Origin of the sequence: Mycolicibacterium alvei (assembly GCF_010727325.1) — a bacterium.
In the GTDB taxonomy this organism is placed as follows: domain Bacteria; phylum Actinomycetota; class Actinomycetes; order Mycobacteriales; family Mycobacteriaceae; genus Mycobacterium; species Mycobacterium alvei.
Genome location: NZ_AP022565.1, coordinates 2906631 through 2925399 on the forward strand (window position 1 = coordinate 2906631; position 18769 = coordinate 2925399).

Annotated in this window: 18 protein-coding genes and 1 pseudogene; 4 read left to right on the forward strand and 15 right to left on the reverse strand. The window is 67.3% G+C overall.

The genetic code is table 11. The features are described from left to right. Positions 1-54 precede the first annotated feature (54 nt). The 6 genes from G6N44_RS13980 to G6N44_RS14005 form a co-directional block, all read right to left on the reverse strand. Positions 55-903: a hypothetical protein gene (locus G6N44_RS13980; RefSeq protein ID WP_163664884.1), complete on the reverse strand. Its 849-nt coding sequence runs from the start codon at positions 901-903 to the stop codon at positions 55-57. 26 nt (positions 904-929) lie between these two features. Then, positions 930-1787 carry a polyphosphate kinase 2 gene (gene ppk2, locus G6N44_RS13985; protein WP_163664886.1) on the reverse strand — a complete coding sequence of 286 codons (858 nt, stop codon included), beginning with the start codon at positions 1785-1787 and terminating at the stop codon, positions 930-932. A gap of 63 nt (positions 1788-1850) precedes the next feature. After that, positions 1851-3380 carry an aldehyde dehydrogenase family protein gene (locus G6N44_RS13990; protein WP_163664888.1) on the reverse strand — a complete coding sequence of 510 codons (1530 nt, stop codon included), beginning with the start codon at positions 3378-3380 and terminating at the stop codon, positions 1851-1853. Between the two features lie 198 nt (positions 3381-3578). Beyond that, positions 3579-4736: a hypothetical protein gene (locus tag G6N44_RS13995; RefSeq protein ID WP_163664890.1), complete on the reverse strand. Its 1158-nt coding sequence runs from the start codon at positions 4734-4736 to the stop codon at positions 3579-3581. 406 nt (positions 4737-5142) lie between these two features. Beyond that, complete coding sequence (locus tag G6N44_RS14000) at positions 5143-5715, reverse strand: phosphatase PAP2 family protein (RefSeq protein WP_308213878.1); 573 nt, start codon at positions 5713-5715, stop codon at positions 5143-5145. Continuing rightward, positions 5712-6242, reverse strand: a complete 531-nt coding sequence (locus G6N44_RS14005; protein WP_163664892.1) for a mycothiol transferase — start codon at positions 6240-6242, stop codon at positions 5712-5714. The genes G6N44_RS14000 and G6N44_RS14005 overlap by 4 nt, the downstream gene beginning before the upstream one ends. A gap of 54 nt (positions 6243-6296) precedes the next feature. Between G6N44_RS14005 and G6N44_RS14010 the strand changes: the two genes are divergently transcribed. Together G6N44_RS14010 and G6N44_RS14015 are read left to right on the forward strand one after the other, a co-directional pair. Beyond that, positions 6297-7814, forward strand: coding sequence for a serine/threonine-protein kinase (locus G6N44_RS14010; protein WP_163664894.1), 1518 nt, complete (start codon positions 6297-6299; stop codon positions 7812-7814). Next, a complete protein-coding gene (locus G6N44_RS14015; protein ID WP_163664896.1) occupies positions 7814-8302 on the forward strand; it encodes a hypothetical protein in 489 nt (162 codons plus the stop codon). The genes G6N44_RS14010 and G6N44_RS14015 overlap by 1 nt, the downstream gene beginning before the upstream one ends. A 3-nt stretch (positions 8303-8305) precedes the next feature. Here the strand turns inward: G6N44_RS14015 and G6N44_RS14020 are convergent, their stop codons facing one another. Next, on the reverse strand, positions 8306-8692 hold the full coding sequence (locus G6N44_RS14020; RefSeq protein WP_163664898.1) for a VOC family protein: 387 nt from the start codon (positions 8690-8692) through the stop codon (positions 8306-8308). Positions 8693-8767: 75 nt separating this feature from the next. Here G6N44_RS14020 and G6N44_RS14025 point away from each other — a divergent pair, with 75 nt between their 5' ends. Further along, positions 8768-10501 carry an N-acyl-D-amino-acid deacylase family protein gene (locus G6N44_RS14025; RefSeq protein WP_163664900.1) on the forward strand — a complete coding sequence of 578 codons (1734 nt, stop codon included), beginning with the start codon at positions 8768-8770 and terminating at the stop codon, positions 10499-10501. A 3-nt stretch (positions 10502-10504) separates the two neighbouring features. On the opposite strand, the gene G6N44_RS14030 is transcribed toward G6N44_RS14025, so the two are convergent. Genes G6N44_RS14030 through G6N44_RS14045 form a run of 4 tightly spaced genes read right to left on the reverse strand, consistent with a single transcriptional unit; the run spans position 10505 to position 14556 of the window. After that, the gene (locus G6N44_RS14030; RefSeq protein ID WP_163664902.1) at positions 10505-11875 is read right to left on the reverse strand and encodes a bifunctional adenosylcobinamide kinase/adenosylcobinamide-phosphate guanylyltransferase; all 1371 of its coding nucleotides are present in this window, start codon (positions 11873-11875) and stop codon (positions 10505-10507) included. Then, entirely contained in the window at positions 11866-12666 is an 801-nt protein-coding gene (locus G6N44_RS14035) for an ABC transporter ATP-binding protein (protein ID WP_163664904.1), read from the reverse strand. The genes G6N44_RS14030 and G6N44_RS14035 overlap by 10 nt, the downstream gene beginning before the upstream one ends. Further along, a complete protein-coding gene (locus tag G6N44_RS14040; protein WP_163664906.1) occupies positions 12663-13691 on the reverse strand; it encodes a FecCD family ABC transporter permease in 1029 nt (342 codons plus the stop codon). The genes G6N44_RS14035 and G6N44_RS14040 overlap by 4 nt, the downstream gene beginning before the upstream one ends. Continuing rightward, positions 13678-14556 (reverse strand): ABC transporter substrate-binding protein, encoded by an 879-nt coding sequence (locus G6N44_RS14045; protein WP_163664909.1) that lies wholly within the window; start codon positions 14554-14556, stop codon positions 13678-13680. The genes G6N44_RS14040 and G6N44_RS14045 overlap by 14 nt, the downstream gene beginning before the upstream one ends. Before the next feature lie 118 nt (positions 14557-14674). Between G6N44_RS14045 and G6N44_RS14050 the strand changes: the two genes are divergently transcribed. Continuing rightward, positions 14675-15055: a pyridoxamine 5'-phosphate oxidase family protein gene (locus G6N44_RS14050; protein WP_163664910.1), complete on the forward strand. Its 381-nt coding sequence runs from the start codon at positions 14675-14677 to the stop codon at positions 15053-15055. A 90-nt stretch (positions 15056-15145) separates the two neighbouring features. On the opposite strand, the pseudogene G6N44_RS29180 reads toward G6N44_RS14050, so the two are convergent. From G6N44_RS29180 to G6N44_RS29510, 4 genes and pseudogenes are all read right to left on the reverse strand, one after another. Further along, positions 15146-15811: pseudogene (locus tag G6N44_RS29180) on the reverse strand (hypothetical protein); the annotation flags it as partial. Positions 15812-15872: 61 nt separating this feature from the next. Beyond that, positions 15873-17498 (reverse strand): chaperonin GroEL, encoded by a 1626-nt coding sequence (groL, locus tag G6N44_RS14060; protein WP_163664914.1) that lies wholly within the window; start codon positions 17496-17498, stop codon positions 15873-15875. A 293-nt stretch (positions 17499-17791) separates the two neighbouring features. Next, positions 17792-18103: a polysaccharide deacetylase family protein gene (locus G6N44_RS29505; protein ID WP_235682729.1), complete on the reverse strand. Its 312-nt coding sequence runs from the start codon at positions 18101-18103 to the stop codon at positions 17792-17794. Beyond that, entirely contained in the window at positions 18100-18591 is a 492-nt protein-coding gene (locus G6N44_RS29510; protein WP_235682730.1) for a polysaccharide deacetylase family protein, read from the reverse strand. The genes G6N44_RS29505 and G6N44_RS29510 overlap by 4 nt, the downstream gene beginning before the upstream one ends. Positions 18592-18769: the final 178 nt, after the last annotated feature.

The window sequence follows — 18769 nt, forward strand, 5'->3', positions numbered from 1 at the left end:
GCCACGGTTGTCGTCAGCGCGCGGGAACGACCACCGGGTAGAAAACGGCGGCGCTCACACAGGCCGACGCCGCAACCCACCCAAAAGCGCCACGACTATCCCGAACACCACCAGCGCACCGCCGGCGGCCAGGGTGAGGTTGAGCCAGTGGTGCAGGCTGCCGATCGCGTGGCCGGTCATGGCGTCGGCGATCTGGCGGATGTCGCCGCTGGTGTGGTTGAGCGCCTCGTTGAGGTAGCGCCGGCCGGCCTCCAACCCGGCCCACCCGGCTGCACCCACCAGCAAGGAGGAAATACCCAGCGCAGCAAGGGTTTTACCGCGGGCTCGGGCGGCAGCCAGAGTCAGCAGGGCGAAGACGCCGGCCAGCACCGTCACGCCCACACTGACCCACGGACCCCACACCGCCAGCGGACGTAAGATCCCCGGCCGCAGACTGTCCGGCGCCGACGACGCGATGGGGACCGTAAGTGTCTGTGGCACTTCGATACCGAAGCCGGTCAGGGTTTCGCGGAACGAGGCATCCCTGAGCATCGGGGCCACATCGATCACCCAACTGCCGTTCTCATCCCGCGACAACCGGTCGGTGAACATCCAGGTGTGCGCGAGTTGGTTGGCCAGCGCGAACTGTCCGGGGAAGTCCGGCCCTGCGGTGTAGGCGCCGGCCACGACCCGGATCCGCCGTGAGTCCACGTTCGCCCCGCTCTGGGCCGCCAGGGATTGGACCTGGGTGGCGAGTTCACCGGCGACGGCCTGCTGTAACTGTGGGTCGGCGGCCGCGCCTGCGGCGAACGACGAGTAGCCCTGCTGGTCGATGATGTTCTTCTGCACCCACGCCGACGGCACCGCCGCGGCGAGCAGGATCGTCGTCAGCACCCACAGGAACAGCGTCATGACGAATCGCACGCCGTCCTCCTACTCCCGGGCGGCGGTCAGTCCGACAGCGCGCGCCCCACGATCAGCGGATCGGCGTGGCCGACCACCTCAAAATCCTTGTTGTCGTAATCGAACTTACCGAGCACGTGGCGCATGGCGTTGATCCGGGCGCGTTTCTTGTCGTTGCTCTTGACCACGGTCCAGGGCGCCGTTTCGGTGTCGGTCCAGGCGAACATGTCTTCCTTGGCCGCGGTGTAGTCGTCCCATTTGTCCAACGATGCGAGGTCGGTGGGTGAGAGTTTCCACTGCCGCACGGGGTCGACCTGGCGGATGGTGAACCGGGTGCGCTGCTCGGATTGCGTGACGGAGAACCACAGCTTGGTCAGGCTGATGCCGTCGTTGACCAGCATCTGCTCGAACAACGGGGTCTGACGGATGAATTCGGCGTGCTGCCTGGGCGAGCAGTAGCCCATCACCCGCTCCACCCCGGCGCGGTTGTACCAGGAGCGGTCGAACAGGACGATCTCCCCGGCGGCAGGCAGGTGCTGCACGTAGCGCTGGAAGTACCACTGGGTGCGTTCTCTTTCGGTGGGTTTCTCCAGTGCGACGACGCGGGCTCCGCGGGGGTTGAGGTGCTCCATGAACCGCTTGATGGTGCCGCCCTTGCCGGCGGCGTCGCGTCCCTCGAAGACGATGACGTGCCGCAACCCGTTGCCCTGACTCCACTTCTGCAGCTTCAGCAGTTCGATCTGCAGCAGTCGCTTCTGCTCCTCGTACTCCTGGCGCGACATGCGGTCGGAGTACGGGTAGTTCTCCCGCCAGGTGTCCACGACTTCGCCGCCGGGTTCCAGCAGCAGCACGGGGTCGTCATCGTCGTCGTCACGGACCGTGTAGCCGGTGATGTCCAGAGTCACCGGCCGACGCTATCCACCCCGTCGAACACCAAGGTGTCGCCGGGGTGAACGGTCGATACCTCGTCACTTGGCCTTACGACGCGGGCGTGCCAACGACAGTTTGGTCATCAGCTTGTTCATCCGGGCCAGCGCCTTCTCGGAGTTGTTGTAGTAGCTGCCGCCGGCGCCGACGTTGGTGCGCGGCACCACCACGGTTTCCTGCTTGCAGAACTTGCGCACCCCGTCGACGCCGCCGAAGCGGGCACCGATGCCCGAGGTCTTCCAACCGCCCATCGGGGCGGTGGTGCACATCAGGTTGGAGATGACGTCGTTGACGTTGACCGCACCACAATCGAGCTGCAGCGCAATCGCTTTGGCCCGCTCGACGTCCTTGGAGAACACCGAGGCGCTCAGACCGTACGGGCTGTCGTTGGCCAGCCGGACCGCCTCCTCGACCGAGGACACCTTCATGATCGGCAGCGTCGGCCCGAAGGTCTCCTCGGTCATGCAGGCCATCGAGTGGTCGACGTCGACGAGGACGGTCGGTTCGAAGAAGCTGCCGCCGCCTTCTGGGCGCTTGCCGCCGGTCAGCGCCTTCGCGCCGGCGGCGACGGCGGCGTCGACGTGCCGTTCGGTGATCGCCACCTGGCTCTCGTCGATCTGCGATCCGAAGTGGTAGCCCTCGCCGGTGCCCATCTTGAGGTTCTCGACGGCTTTCACGGTGGCGGCGACGAACTGGTCGTAGACGGATTCAAGCGCATACACCCGCTCGACGGACACACAGGTCTGGCCGGCGTTGAACATCGCGCCCCACACCGCGGCGTTGGCTGCCAGGTCGACGTCGGCGTCCTCCAGCACGATCATCGGGTCCTTACCGCCGAGCTCCAAGCTCACCGGGGTCAGGCGGCGGGCGGCACGCTCCATCACCTTGGCCCCGGTCGCGCTGGAACCGGTGAACTGGATGTAGTCGGAGTTGTCGATGACGGCCTCCGACACCGCACGCGCACCCTGCGCCAAGGCGAATACCTCAGGTGCACCGGAATCCAGCCAGCCCCGCAGCAGTACCTCGGCGGTCAGCGGGGTGCGCTCGGACGGCTTGAGCAGTACCGCGCAGCCGGCGGCCAGGGCGCCGATGGCGTCCATCATGGCGTTGGCGACGGGGTAGTTCCACGGCGCGATGATGCCGATGACGGGACGCGGCCGGTAATGCACGGCGATCTTCTTGATGGACAGGAAGGGCAGCGGGGCCGGGCGGGAGTCGGGCGCCATCGCCTTCTCGACCACCTTGATGTAGTACGACAGGATCATGATCAGCAGCGGGACTTCCTGCGCGGCGTCCATTGCCGACTTACCGGTCTCGGCGATCAGGAGTTTCTCGATCTCGTCGCGGTGGTCCCCCAGCCACACCGCGTAGCGGGACAGGACCTTGGCGCGGCCCTTGGCGCCGCGGGCTTCCCATTCCTTCTGCGCTTCCCGCAGTCCGGCCGCGATACGCGGCACGTCGGCGGCGTCGGTCCAGGTCACCTGGCCGGCGACGGCACCGGTCGCGGGGTTGTGAATGGTGCCGGAACCCGTGAACTCTCCGGTCAGATCAACATCTGGCGTCGCTGTCATGGGGCCTATGTTAATCACCGTTTGTGATGCACGTCGCATCGGGGTTGACACCTGTCAAGTACGGGCGGTTCCCTGCTGGCGCCGACCGTGCAACCAGGTCGCCCAAACGCCGAATTTTGCGATCTGTGTGCACATTCGACGGTGGGGAGCTGCGCAGTGGGCGACTACCCCCTTCGTCGCCCACTGCGCCCCCACAACTCAGTCCTCCGAGTGCGACTTCTGCGACTTCTCGGACTTCTCAGACTTCTTCAGGCCCAGCTTCTTGGCGGTGGTGTCGGCCGCGGTCTGCACCTTCTTCACCACCCGGTCCACATTCGCCTTGGTCTTGTCCGCGCGCTTCTGCGCCTTGTCCTTGGCGTTTCCGAGCTGGGCGTTGAGGCTGGTGACGTGGGGCTTGAGGTTGTTCACCGCCGAGTCCTTGTCGGAATCGTCGTTCGTGACCGACCGCAGCTGGGTGCCGTCGTTGTTGTTGGTGATCACGTTGCCGGTGCTGTCCACCTTGTCGCGCACACCGAGTACGTCGGCGGCAGCGATCCGCACGGAATCGCGGGCACCGATCAGCTGCTTGTTGCGGAACTGCATGACGGCGCCGTCACCGGCCGGGTCGGCCGGGTCGTGATTGGTGCCGCCACCGAGCGAATCCGGCAGCGCTCCGGCAAGCCCCTCGATCGCCGGATCCGCGGCCCACATCGGAGCGTCGATGTATTCCTTGACCGCCTTGTAGACCTGAAGGTTGTCGCCCGACGCCATCGCCTGTGCGACGGCCACCAGGCCCACCGCCCCGAGCACTACGCCGTTGACACTCCGCATTGCCGACTCCTGCAGCGCTTGAGCGAGGTCCGCGACGTAGTTGTCGTTGGGCCACGGGGTGTCGACGTCGAGCAGCTGTGCGAACTGAGCGTTGATGTCGTCCCGGAGGCCCAGGAGCTCGTTGTTGCGGAACTGCATGAAGGCGCCGTCACCGGCAGAGGTGTTGGTGACATGGTCCGAACCGCCGCCGAACTCCTCCGGCAAGGTGATGGCAATCGCCTCGATGAGCGGATCGGCGACATAGATCGGCGAATCGATGATCTGGCGAATCTGGGAGAACAGTCGTTCGTTGTCACCGCCCGCGAGCTGGGCCGCAAGGACGAAGGGAGTGAGCGGCGCCTGCACGAACTGGTCGGCCAGACGCTCGCCGGCGATGATCGTCAAGGCAATTTGATCCTTGCCCTCGAAGCTGGCCATCAGCGCGGCCTGGGCGCTGACGACGCGCGGCGGCGTAGGTGTCGACGACACGACCGGAGTGACCGCGATGACGCCGGCGGTCGCGGCGGCGACGCAAGCGGTGAGACCGCTCGAGACACGACTGTTCATAGATGAAATCCCCTCGATGACTTGCTGTTTGGGCTTGGCCGAACACTCGGCCCGCACAGAAATTTACCTGTTACTAATCAAGATCTCAGGTTTTTCTCAGGTGACCGGCGGTCAGTCGTTGCATATGCAAATAACTGAGCCCGCTGCGCCGTTGCCGCAAAAACTCAGAAGTAGCCATCGGCGCAGTTCGAGCCCGTGGTCACGGTTTGCCGACATGCGGCGCCCGACCGAAAGTCTTGTGCAATGCAACACCAGGAAATGGGGAGCGAGCATGAACTTTCAACTGGTACTTGATGGTTGATCGATCTTGAAAATGCCCGCAGACAATCGCCCGCGGTTCGGCCCCGGGCGGCTGCGCAACATGCGTTGCCATGACCGGCGCCGGCAGCGGCCGACAGACGGTCGCTCAGCGAAGGTCCGGCGAGGGGCCATCCACCCCGTCACGGTGTCCATCGCGGGCGAAAATCGCGGCGATACCCACCACCGAGGCGCCCAGCAGCACCCCGCCCACCGTGTCGGTGAAGTAGTGAAAGGTCGTCGACAGGCCGAACCCGGCGAGCAGGACGACGCTGACCGCCACGAGCAGAGCCCATAGCCGCATACCTGCCAGCAGCACGAGCAGGCTCGTCACGGCCACGAGGAAGGTGGTGTGGCCGCTGGGATAGGCCAGCGCGCCACCCTTCTCCCTGCCGAAGAGCGGCTTGATGACGCGCACGATGATGATCGCCGACAGCGGGCACACCACCATGGCGAGCGCCAACCGTCGACGGTGCCGCCGCAGTGCCACGATGATGCCGACGAGCAACGCGGCCGCCACCACCACCGGCTTGCTGAACACCAGGAACGTGATCCGATACGAACCGAGCTCGGCCCCGACGTGCTGAAACCAGTCATCGATCGGCACCGGTCCGGTGCGTACCGCCCAGCCGAGCAGCACCATGGCGGTGAGGCCGACCACCGGCCACCACCGGACGATCACGCGACGATGCCGCGCAGATACGCCGCCTGACCCAGATGCTGGGCGCAATCGTCGAGGATGCTGACCAGCCGTGCGCTCGCCGTCACCGGCGGATTCCACCGGGTGTCGACGATGCGGCCGAGTTCGGCGGCGGTCACCCCGGCGATGTAGGCCAGCGTCGCCTTGTGCACGGCCAGGTAGTAGCCGGCCAGCAGGTCGGCCGGGGCATGCACCTTCGCCACGTCCTCGGGGCTGTGGCCGTACCCGATGTCGTTGCTCGGCAGGTCGAGCCCGAACCGGTCCTTCCAGCCGTCACGGGTCCACACCTGCTCGATCCCGGCGACGTCGCACAACTGCAGGTCCTGGCAGCGTGCGCTGTGCCAGATCAGCCAGGCGATGCTGTTGGCCTGCGGGGTCGGCCGGTAACTCGACACCTCCTCGGTCAGCCCGTCGGTGAGATCGTCGACATGCTCGATGAGCCGGGTGAATCCGTCGCGCAGCAGTTCGCGGACGGCACCAGAATCAGCGTCGGAATCAGCGGCACTCATGGCCTCGACGCTACTCGCGAACCGGGCCGTCACCGGCCCGACTACGATCACGGGATGCCGTTGAATTCCGGTGACATGTTCGCCGGGTACACGATTCAACGCCTGCTCGGTTCTGGCGGTATGGGCGAGGTCTATCTGGCCCGGCATCCGCGACTCCCCCGCCAGGACGCGCTGAAGATCATGCCGGCCTCGTTGACCGGTGACGCGCAGTATCGCGACCGGTTCAATCGCGAGGCCGACATCGCCGCCTCGCTCTGGCATCCCCACATCGTCGGCCTGCATGATCGCGGTGAATACGAGGGGCAGCTGTGGATCGCGATGGACTATGTCGACGGCACCGACGCCGCGCGACACGTGCGTGACCGTCACCCCGACGGGATGCCGCTGCGGGAGGCGGTCGAGATCGTCACCGCGATCGCCGAGGCCCTCGACTACGCCCACGAACGCAACCTGCTGCACCGCGACGTAAAGCCGGCCAACATCCTGCTGACCGGACCGGAAGTGGCCCGTCGCCGAATCCTGTTGGCCGACTTCGGTGTTGCCCGCCGCATCGACGACATCAGCGGCCTCACCGCCACGAACATGGCCGTCGGATCGATGGCCTACTCCGCTCCCGAGCAACTCCTGGGGCAGCCGGTGGATGGCCGCGCCGACCAATATGCGTTGGCGGCCAGTACATTTCATCTCCTGGCCGGTCACTCGCCTTTCCATCACTCCAACCCGGCCGTGGTGATCAGCAAGCAACTCAACGAACTCCCGCCGAGCCTGGGAACCGAACGCCCCGAACTGGCCTACCTGGACGAGGTGGTGCTCAAGGGGATGTCCAAGGACCGGGCCGACCGGTACCCGCGGTGCAGCGATTTCGCCAAGGGGCTCGCCGGCGCCCGACCGACGGCCAGGCCGGCGGCCCCGCTCCCGCAGCAGCCCCCGGCACCGCAACGGCCACAACCCGTCTCGTCCGAGCCCCCGAGGGTCATCACGGCCCCGGGGTTCACCGCGCCCGCTCACCCGGTGGTCGGCGCTCCGCATTCCTCCCCGCACTGGTCGGGACCGAGCCCGATCCCACACCCTCGGCGCCCCCAGAAGGTCAGTGCGGCAAGGGTTGTGGTGCCCAGCGTGCTGGCGGTAATCCTGTTGTGCGCCATCGGTTTCGCGATCAGCCAATTCGTCCGCGACGTCCCGGTGGCGCAAACCACCCCGTCGTGGCAGCCGTACGTGGACGCCGCCGAGACGTTCGCGCTGCATACCGTCACCGTCAGCGCAGACACCGTCGACACCGATCTCGCGATGATCATGGACGGAGCCACCGACGAGTTCCGCGCCGATCTGCAGAACCAGGCCCCCCAGATCAAGAAGAAGGCCACGGACCTGGGTGTGATGACCGACGGGACCGTCACCGGAGCCGGCATCGAATCGTTGTTCTCCGACGAGGCCGTCGTACTCGTCACCGTCGACACCAAGGTCACCGTCACGACCAACCGGGTCGGAGTGGTTTCGCTGCAGAGGGTCAGGGTCACCGTCGCGCACGTCGACGGCAGTTACAAGGCCTCGAAGCTGGAGTTCGTGAACTGATGGGCACAGGCACGCGAGGCTGGACGCTGTCGGTCGTCGCCGTCGTCGTGGGGATCGTCGTCGCGGCCGGGCTCGGGTTCTGGCAATTGTCGGTCAAGAGCGCGCCGGCGCCGGTGCCGATCTCCGACGACGGCCAGGCGCGCGAACAGGTCACCGAATTCGTGGCGACCAATGTGGTCAAAATGCTGAGCTTCACCCCGACGATCAGCCGGGGTGAGATCGATGCGGTGACCGAGGTGCTGACCGGCTCCGCCGTCGAGGATTACCGGAAGCAGATCCGCGCGAAGCCCGCCGACGTCACCCAGAAGGCGACGGTCCGCAACACCGGAGTGGAGTCGTTGACCGCCGATGACGCCAAGGTGATGGCGTTCGTCGACCAGCGTTCCGAGACCGCCGTCGGTCCGTCGACCAAGGACGCGTTGGCCTACCGGGTCAGCCTGACCCGCGTCGACGGCGCCTGGCGGATCTCGGAACTCGAACAGCTCTAGGGACTACTGCGCCGCCGCCCCGTGGAACACCGCTTCGACGTTGTTTCCGTCGGGATCGCGAACGAACGCACCGAAGTAGCCCGGGTGGTATTCGGGCCACAGGCGTGGCGCGTGCAGCGACTCGGCACCCAAGCTCAGGGCCGCGTCGTAGAACGCCTGCACGGCCTCGGTATCGGCCGCATGAAACGCGACGTGGATTTCCCGATTGGGCCCGCCGGCGTCGCCGGCACTGGCGTCGGCGATCCAGAAGTCGGGCTTACCTTCACTGCCGTAACCGATGGCGACCTGGTAGTCCAATTGCCGGCGGTAGCCGAGTACGCCCAGCACAGTGTCGTAGAACTCCTTCGATTTGGCCCAGTCCGTGCAGTTGATTCCAAAGTGATCGATCACCGGTCGATCGTCGCATTCGGCACCGACACGTTGGCGCCTGTTCCCCGAACGGCTGTGGCGTCGTACGTTGGTTAGGTGACCTACGACTTGTGTATCCGCGGCGGCACCATCGTCGACGGCCTGGGCGGTGAACCCTACGTGGGCGACGTCGCCGTGCGCGACGGCGTCATCGCCCAGATCGGTTCTGTCGCCGGGACCGCCGAGCGCGAGATCGATGCCACCGGGCTGTTGGTCACCCCCGGTTTCGTCGACCTGCACACGCACTACGACGGTCAGGCGATCTGGTCGGAACGGCTCAACCCCTCGTCGGCACACGGGGTCACCACGGCCGTGATGGGCAACTGCGGCGTCGGATTCGCGCCCTGCCGCGCGGGAGATCACGACGTTCTCGTGGACGTGATGGCCGGCGTGGAGGACATCCCCGGGGTGGTCATGGTCGACGGTCTGCCGTGGACCTGGGAGACATTCCCCGAGTTCCTCGACGCGTTGGCGGCCAGACAGCTCGATATCGACGTGGCGGCGTTCCTGCCGCACTCGCCGCTGCGGGTTTACGTGATGGGACAGCGCGGCATCGATCGAGAGCCCGCGAACACCGAAGACCTGGCGCTGATGCGCAAGCTGGCCGCCGAGGCCGTGCAGTGCGGCGCACTGGGATTCGCCTCGTCGCGGCTGACCATTCACAAGACCGAGAGCGGGCGGCCCATCCCAAGCTATGACGCCGGCTACGCCGAGATCGAGGCGATCGCCCGGGGCGTCGACGACGCCGGAGGCGGCCTGATCCAGTTCGTGCCGGACCTGGTCGCAGGCGACTATGAACCGGCGCTGCAGACGGTATTCGACGTGGCCGCCGACGTCGGGTTGCCGGTGACGTTCACGCTGGCGATCGGCAACGCCGGCCCGGCGTTCTTCGAGGACGCCCTGCGCATGGTCGAAAAGGCCAATGACAATGCCGGCGCCGACGGTCCACAGATCACCGCCCAGATCTTCCCGCGCCCGATCGGGCTCGTGCTCGGCCTCGAATTGTCGGGCAACCCGTTCGTCCTCTACCCCAGCTACCGGGAGATCGCCCACCTACCGCTCGCCGACCGGGTGGCCGAGATGCGTAAACCCGAAGTCCGCCAACGGATTCTGACCGATTCCTCGGCCAGTGACGGACATCCGCTGATGTTCGCCGTGCAGGCCTGGGACTACATGTACCCGCTGGACGAGCAGCCCGACTACGAGCCCGACCCGTCGAATTCCATCGGGGCGCGGGCCCGGGCCCGCGACGTCGACCCCCTCGAGGAGGCCTATGACCGGCTGCTCGACGACGACGGGCACGCCATGTTGCTGGTCACGCTGGCCAACTTCCGCGACAACTCACTCGACACCGTCGCCGAGTTGCTCCGGCGCGACGACGTGGTGCTCGGCCTGGGTGACGGCGGCGCGCATTACGGCATGATCTGCGACGCCAGCTTCCCCACCTACCTGCTGACGCACTGGGTCCGCGACCGGAGCGAGGGCACGCTGAGCGTCGCCGCTGCCGTCCGCGAACTGACCTCGGTGCCGGCCAGAGTCTCCGGACTGTCCGACCGCGGTCGCATTGCGGTGGGCTACAAGGCCGATCTCAACGTCATCGACCATGCGGCGCTGCGATTGCACCGGCCGATCGTCTCCTACGATCTGCCCGGTGGCGGACGCCGCCTCGACCAGACCGCGGACGGCTACGTCGCGACGGTCGTCTCCGGTGAGATCATCGCCGAGAACGGGGTGCCGACCGACGCCCGGCCTGGCCGGCTCGTGCGCGGACGCCGATCTGCACCTGCGTAAGGGTCACTCGCGTAGCGGAAGCGCGACGCCCGCCACCATGAGCACGACGTCGTCGCATTCCGCGGCGACCCGCATGTTCAGCACCCCCAGCAGATCGCGAAAGAGCCGCCCGGAGGCCGTATCCGGCACGACACCGCTGCCCACCTCGTTGCTCACCGCCACCACCGGGACCGCACACTGCCGCCACACCGCTACCAACTCGTCGATGTCGGCGTCCACGGGCGCCAGACGTCCGCCGTCCCAGCAACCGTGACGATCCATCCGTGCCGCCAACCAGGTGCCCAGGCAGTCCACCAGGACCGGCAACTCCGCACTGCGCAAATATGCTGCAATATCGGATGTTTCGACCGTCTGCCATTCCGGCGGCCGACGCGACCGGTGCCGTTCAACACGTCGATCCCATTCCGGATCGCCGTCCCGCGGGCCGCCGGCGGCCAGATACACGACCCGTTCCTGCCCGGCGAGCATCCGTTCGGCGCGCACCGATTTCCCCGAGCGCACGCCGCCGAGGATCAGGGTGCGCGCAGGCGTCGTCGGCGTCGACGGCGCTGACGCTCGGCGAGCACCCAGCCGCACCACCTCGCCGTCCCGACCGGCTCGCGCACCGTAATCGCCCAGCACCCGGGCCAGTTCGGGGCCCGGAGGGTTGAAATGGCTCAGATGCACGGCGATGACATCGGTATGTTCCCGGACCGCACCGGATTCCCGCAGCCGGGCCAGTGTGCGCGCAAACGAGGGCAGGTCGTGGTGGTCGGTGCCGTGCTCGGTGCGGTTTCCGAACGTCTCCTCCAGGAACACCGCGTCGAACCCGGCGCCGGCGATGGCCGACTGCGTCTCGTCGGATAGCGGGCCGGTGTCGGTGGCCCACAGAAGTCTTGTCCCCGAGCGGGATACGTCGTACAGGACGGCGTCGTCGACGAGCCCGTCGGAATGCGCGGCGGCCACCACGCGCACCGTGTAGTCGCCACCGGGTGCCGGCAGGGTCAGCTGATCCCCCGGAAGTGCGGGGCGAAATCGGATCGGGTCATCGGGCCCGACCCAGTCGCGACACTGGTCCAGCGCGCCGGGTGGACCCACGATGTCGAGCGGTTCGGTCCGCCCCGCCCAGTGCCGCATCACCAGCGCTGCGGGTCCGACGTGGTCGAAATGGCCGTGGGTCAACAGGATGTGCCGCACGGCGGCCAGGCTCCGTCCCCCGCGCAGCGCCGCCCGGGGCGCTTCGGGACCACAGTCGATCAACACGGTGTCGTCGACGAGGGCAGCGGTCTGTCCGCGAATCTCTCCGGCCGCCAGCGCCCACCGACACGACCGGCATCCGCAGAACGGGCTGGGCCAGCCGTCGGCACTGCCGGTGCCCAACAACATCACGTCCATCGACGCGCCCTGTCCCGAACCGGTAGTACGGCAACTCCTCCGCCACGTTCGACCACCTCGACACGAGCCTGGTAGACCTCCGCGATCCGTTGTGCGGTAAGCACTTCGGCGGGAGTGCCGTCAGCGACCACCCGCCCGGCGGCCAGCATCACCATCCGTTCGGCATACTGGCCGGCCAGCGTCAGGTCGTGCATCGCGGCGATCACGGTGATGCCGTCGGCCACCCGCAGAGCGTCAACCAGTTCGAGGACCTGTTGTTGGTGACCGACATCCAGCGCGCTGGTGGGCTCGTCGAGCATCAGCACCGACGGTTGCTGCGCCAGCGCCCGGGCGAGCACCACCCGTTGCAGTTCACCGCCGGACAGCTCGGTGGCCGGACGGGCCGCGATATCCCGCAGGTCGAGGCGCTCGATGACCCCGGCCACCACGTCGCGGTCGACGGCCGACGAGGCACCGAACCGAGAAGTGTGCGGCGTGCGGCCGAGGTCGATCAGCTCGGTCACGCTCACCCCTTCGGGCACGATCGGGCGCTGCGGCATCAACGCCACCGCGGCGGCAATCTGCCTGCGCCGCACCGCCAACGGATCCAGGCCGGTGACCCGCACCCTCCCGGACACCTTGGCATCCGGCACGAGTCCGGCCAAAACATGGAGCAGCGTGGTCTTGCCCGCCCCGTTGGGTCCGACCACACTGACCCATTCACCGGCAGACACCGTCAGGTTCACCGCGTCGAGCACCGTCGCCTCCCGCCGAACGACGGTCAGGTCTGCGCACGTCACCGCACCGGTCACGTCAGCCTCCCACCGTGGCGCAGCACCACGAGAAAGAAGGGCGCACCGATAGCTGCCGTCACCACACCGATCGGCAACTCGGCCGGGGCCAGCACCCAGCGCGCCAGCACGTCGGCCAGCATCAGGAATGCGGCGCCGAACAGCACCGACAACGGCAGCAGCAACCGGTGGCCGGGTCCGGCCAGCAGTCGGACCGCGTGCGGCACCACGATGCCGACGAACCCGATCAGCCCGCTGACGCTGACCACCGCGGCGGTGCCCAGGGTCGCGACGGCCACCAGTAGCAGGCGCACCCGTCCCGGGTCGACTCCGAGGCTGGCGGCCTCGATGTCACCGACGGCCATCACATCGAGGACCCGGCCGAACAGCACGATCACGGCGATCGTCGCCACCACGTAGGGCAGCACGACACCCACCTCGGTCCAGCCATTTGTGCTCAGCCGGCCGAGCAGCCAGCTGTAGACCTGGCGCATCGAGTCGTCGTAACGCTGCTGCAGGAAGGTCTGTCCGGCGTTGGCGAAGGCGGCCACCGCGACCCCGGCCAGGATGATGACCACTTCGGTGCGGCCCCCGCCCACGCCGCGGCCCAGCAGGTAGGTGGCGGTGACTGCCAGGATGCCGCCGGCGAACGCGGCCATGGGGACCGCGAAAGCAGTTGCGGCCAGGCCGAATACGATCATCGCAGTTGCACCGAGTCCCGCACCACTGGAGACGCCGAGCAGATAGGGATCGGCCAGTGGGTTGCGAAACACCCCTTGGTACGCGGCGCCGGCGATGGCCAGGGTGCCGCCGACGAGGGCGCCGAGCACCACCCGCGGTAGCCGGATCTGCCAGAGCACCGCGTGTTGGGCCGCCGTCAGCCCGTGGTCGACGTCGATGCCCGGCAATCCGTCGGCCAGTGCGAGCAGAATCCCGCGGGCCGGCAATCCGGCCGGTCCGACGAAGATCGCGAGCAACGCCGCGCCGAGCACACCGGCCACGGCCGCGGCCATCACCAAGGCGCGGCGGCGGTCACCGAGGGGCATGGCCCGCCTGCACCTCGGAGACCACAGCAGCGATCCTCTCCACCATGTCGACGATGCGCGGGCCCCACCGGCTGGCCACGTCGGCATCCAACTCGTAGATGTGACCGTTTCGCACGGCCGGTACATCCGCCCACCCGGCACGGTCCACGACCGACGCCGCGCCGACACCACAGCACTGCGCATCTGCCAGGAAGATCAGGTCCGGGTCCGCGGTGACGATGAACTCCTCGGACAGCTCCGGATACGGCTCGCCGCCCGCGGCATCGGCGATGTTGACCAGGCCGAACAGGCTGTAGAGCCGGCCGACGAAGGACGTCCCGGCGGCGCTGAACAACGCCGGGTCCAGTTCGTGGTAGTAGCTCAGGTGAGTTTGGGGGGTGCTCTCGACGGTCGTCCTGATCTGCCGGCGCATCTGCGAAACCGACTCGGCGGCGTCGGCGACGTGACCGGTCGCCGCGCCGATCTGCTCGATCTGGGCATAGGCGCCGTCGAGCGTCCCGGGAGCGGGCAGCGTCAGTAACTCGATGCCGGCCGCCTGCAGGCCCGAGACGAGGTAGCCGGGGGCGTCCGCAGTGATGACCAGATCGGGCTGGAACCGCACGATGGCCTCGATGTTAGGCGTGTAACCGGACAGATCGGCCTGCGTCGGCACATCGTCTGGATGGTTCGACTGCCCGTCGACGGCGACCACTTGGGCGCCGGCGCCGATGGCCCACAGAATCTCGGTCGCCGAGGGACTGAGTGAGACGATGCGCTGCGGTGCGGTCTCGCGGCCGGCGTGGGGCGCCGGAGCGGGTCCGCACGCGGCGAGCACGAGCACGAGCACCGCCGACAACCACGCCGACCGGCGGCGCCCAATTCTCACCAGAACCAGTCCTTCGTCCGGCGTCGTCACCGGTATCGGTGAGCCTAGTCGAGCGGTATGTGCACACCCGTCTGACAGGTCGGGCACCCGGCGTCCTCAACCGGCCTATTCTCACGTAATGAGCGTGAAAGTGGATCTCAACCAGCTGGCCGACAAGCTGGCGGACTACACGTTCGCCTACCTCGTCACGGTCGACGACAACTACCACGCGCACACCGTCGCGGTAGAGCCACACCTGGTCGACGGCGTCATCCACGTCGGCGCGGTCGGCGGGCACACCCGAAGAAACCTCGCCTCACACGAGAGCGCCACCCTGGTCTGTCCGCCGAACAATCCCGGCGGCTATTCACTGATCGTCGACGGACGAGGCCAGGCCGGTGCGACCGAGGACGAGGCACATCAGATCGTGCCCAGCCGCGCGGTGCTGCATCGCAGGGCGGCCAAGCCCGGCCCGCCCGGTCAGTGCGACAGCGATTGCATCGTCTTGTCGGAGAACTGACACCGTGACTATCTGTGCCGAGTGGCCAGTTACGTCACGCGTCTGGCGGCCAAGCGTGCAACAACTGGCCACTGGACATGACGATGCCGCTCACTCACGGTCGGTCCCGCTGGCGTTGGAATCCTCCAGCAGCCGCTTGAGAACGTCGCCCGGGTCACCTTGTCCCGGATTCAACTCGTGGGTGGCCGCACCGCCGGATTCGGTTGCGATGCGGTCCGCGCCGACGGTGTCCGGCGTTGGCTGGCCTTCGCCACCACCCGAACCCTGACCGCTCTGGCCGGCACTGCCCTGGCCACCTTGGCCGCTTTGGTTCTGGCCACCCTGGCCACCCTGGCTACTTTGGTCCTGGCTGCCCTGCCCACCTTGGCCGCCCTGCTCACCTTGGCCCTCGTCGCTCCGGTCACCACCGCCGCCGCCACCGCCGCCGCCACCCTCCGACGGCGGCGGGTCCTTCAACTTGTCCTGGAGGCGCTGCTCGGTTTCGTTGAGGTGCTTGCGGCGCTCCTCATCGGGCTCGGTGGTCGTATCGAAGCAGCCGCCGGGCGCCTCCTGCGTCACCTTCAGTGCCTCGATCCACAACGGTTTCGCCTGGTGCCGGAGCTGGTCGGCGTTCTTGAGATCGCCGAGGGCCTCCAGCACCACCTCGAGATTGATTCGCACCGGACAAGATCGCTCCTGGCTGACCAGCGACAGCGACTTCTTGAACTCCGACTCGGCGTCGGCCAGTTTCCCTTCCAGCACGTAGCGGTCGTCGTCGGCCACCGGACATGAAAAAGCCCGGCCCCGCGAACGGGACCGGGCCTCTTCAGGCGACTTCTTAGAAGTCCATTCCGCCCATGCCGCCGGTCGGGTCGCCCGCGGGCGCTCCGGCCTTCTCCGGCTTGTCGGCGACGACAGCCTCGGTGGTGAGGAACAGCGCCGCGATGGACGCCGCGTTCTGCAGCGCCGAGCGGGTGACCTTGACCGGGTCGGCAACGCCGGCGGCCAGCAGGTCCTCGTACTCACCGGTCGCGGCGTTCAGGCCATGACCGGCGGGCAGGTTCGACACCTTCTCGGCGACGACGCCCGGCTCCAGACCACCGTTGAAGGCGATCTGCTTGAGCGGGGCCGACAGCGAGACGCGCACGATGTTCGCGCCAGTGGCCTCATCACCGGTGAGCGACAGCTCATCCAGCGACGGAGCCGACTGCAGCAGGGCCACGCCACCACCGGCGACGATGCCCTCTTCGACGGCGGCCTTCGCGTTGCGAACGGCGTCCTCGATGCGGTGCTTGCGCTCCTTGAGCTCCACTTCGGTGGCAGCTCCGGCCTTGATCACCGCAACACCGCCGGCCAGCTTGGCCAGGCGCTCCTGCAGCTTCTCGCGGTCGTAGTCGGAGTCGCTGTTCTCGATCTCGGCGCGGATCTGGGCGACACGGCCCTGGATCGCGTCGGCATCGCCGGCACCCTCGATGACGGTGGTCTCGTCCTTGGTGACCACGATCTTGCGGGCGGTACCCAGCAGTGCGATATCGGCGGTCTCCAGGGAGAGGCCGACCTCTTCGCTGACGACCTGGCCACCGGTCAGGATCGCGATGTCCTGCAGCATGGCCTTGCGGCGGTCGCCGAAGCCCGGGGCCTTGACGGCGACGGACTTGAACGTGCCACGGATCTTGTTGACCACCAGGGTCGACAGGGCTTCGCCCTCGACGTCCTCGGCGATGATCAGCAGCGGCTTGCCGGACTGGATGACCTTCTCCAGCAGCGGCAGCAGGTCCTTGACGGTCGACACCTTGCCGCTGACCAGCAGGATGTAGGGATCCTCGAGGACCGCTTCCTGACGCTCGGCGTCGGTCACGAAGTAACCCGAGATGTAGCCCTTGTCGAAGCGCATGCCCTCGGTGAGCTCCAGCTGGAGCCCGAAGGTGTTCGACTCCTCGACGGTGATGACACCCTCGTTGCCGACCTTGTCCATGGCCTCGGCGATCAGGTCGCCGATGGACTGGTCACCGGCGGAGATACCGGCGGTGGCAGCGATCTGCTCCTTGGTCTCCACCTCCTTGGCGGACTTCAGGAGGGTCTCGGTGACCTTCTCGACAGCCTTCTCGATGCCGCGCTTCAGGCCGAGCGGGTTGGCGCCGGCAGCGACGTTGCGCAGACCTTCGCGAACCAGGGCCTGAGCCAGAACGGTGGCGGTGGTGGTGCCGTCGCCCGCGACGTCGTCGGTCTTCTTGGCGACCTCTTTGACCAGCTCAGCGCCGATCTTCTCGTACGGGTCCTCCAGCTCGATCTCCTTGGCGATGGACACACCATCGTTGGTGATCGTGGGGGCGCCCCACTTCTTCTCCAGGACGACGTTGCGACCCTTGGGGCCCAGCGTCACCTTTACCGCGTCGGCGAGGGCGTTCAGGCCCCGCTCGAGGCCGCGACGGGCCTCTTCGTCATACGCAATTGTCTTGGCCATTGCGAAGTGATTCCTCCGGATCGGGGATCGCACGTTCTGTGGTCGGGTTCAGTGCCCGCGACGGACGACCAGGGTGTGCTCCCGCAGGTGCGGCCCCGGTCTCACCGTCCCGACCTGGCACTCACTGATCGAGAGTGCCAACTGCATTCTTAGCACTCGACCAGGGCGAGTGCAAGGTTGTTCGCTCGTCGCATATCCATTTGCGCGATATGCGCCATACGTCGCCGGTTTCTACCTCAGGGCTGTTCCCGGCGCCGGGTTGCAACCCCTAGGTAGAAAAGCGGTGACGGCCCCTATCGCACGACCCGCCCGGTCGGTGTCACGAACTGCCAGCCCGCGGCCTGCATCGCCGGGATCGCCTCGGCGAACCCGGCATGTGTGCCCGATCGGGGATGGTTCATGTGGGCGAGCACGATCGAGCCTGGGGCCGCGTTCATCACGTTGGCCCGCACGGCAGCGGCTGACGCCGTGGCACCGTCGTCGGCGTTGACGGTGAATCCGAGCGGTTGCTCGCCGAGTTCGCGCACGATATCGACTGCCACGTCGTCGTAGTGAGCAGTGCCGGGCCGAAACCAGATCGGGGGCCGACCGGTCAGTGCGGTCAATCGCTGGTGGTTACCCCACACCTCGTTGACCACCTCCGCGGCCGAGCGGGTCCCGCGATCCCATAGACAGACCGGCCCGTGACCGACAACGGCACATGACGGGTGCCGTGGTTGCCGATCTCGAACAGTGGATTGCCTGCCAGTTGCCGTGCCCGGTCCGGGTTCCGATCGATCCACCGCGAGTTGAGCATCAGCACCGCGGGCACCCCGTTTCGTTGCAGGGTGTCCAGGAGTGCGTCATCGCAGGCACCGTCACACGCATCGAAGGTGAGGGCGATCTGCCGGCCGCCGGCAGCGAAGGACGTGGCGATTCCGGACAACGCCATTCCCCACTGCGTGGGTACCCGCGTCTTGTTGAGCACCGCGACCGAAGGCGGGTCGACGGTGTTCGGGTCGGCGTGGGCGCTGGGCACCCCGGGCCGCAACGCGTAGCCAACGGCAATCGAACCGACGGCCGCCGCCGACAGGAATGAGCGCCGGGTGATCACCAGCCGGACGGTAGGACCGCATCTTGAATGCAACCTGGTGCATCGGCTGAGAATTTGCTGTGAAGATGGCGTCCCCACGGCGTGCCGGCACCGCAAACAGTCGGAGAGGTTTCGACCTCTCCCCTACGGCGCAGCCCGGGCGACGAACGGGGTTCGCCAGGCCATGGCGAGTCAGGCA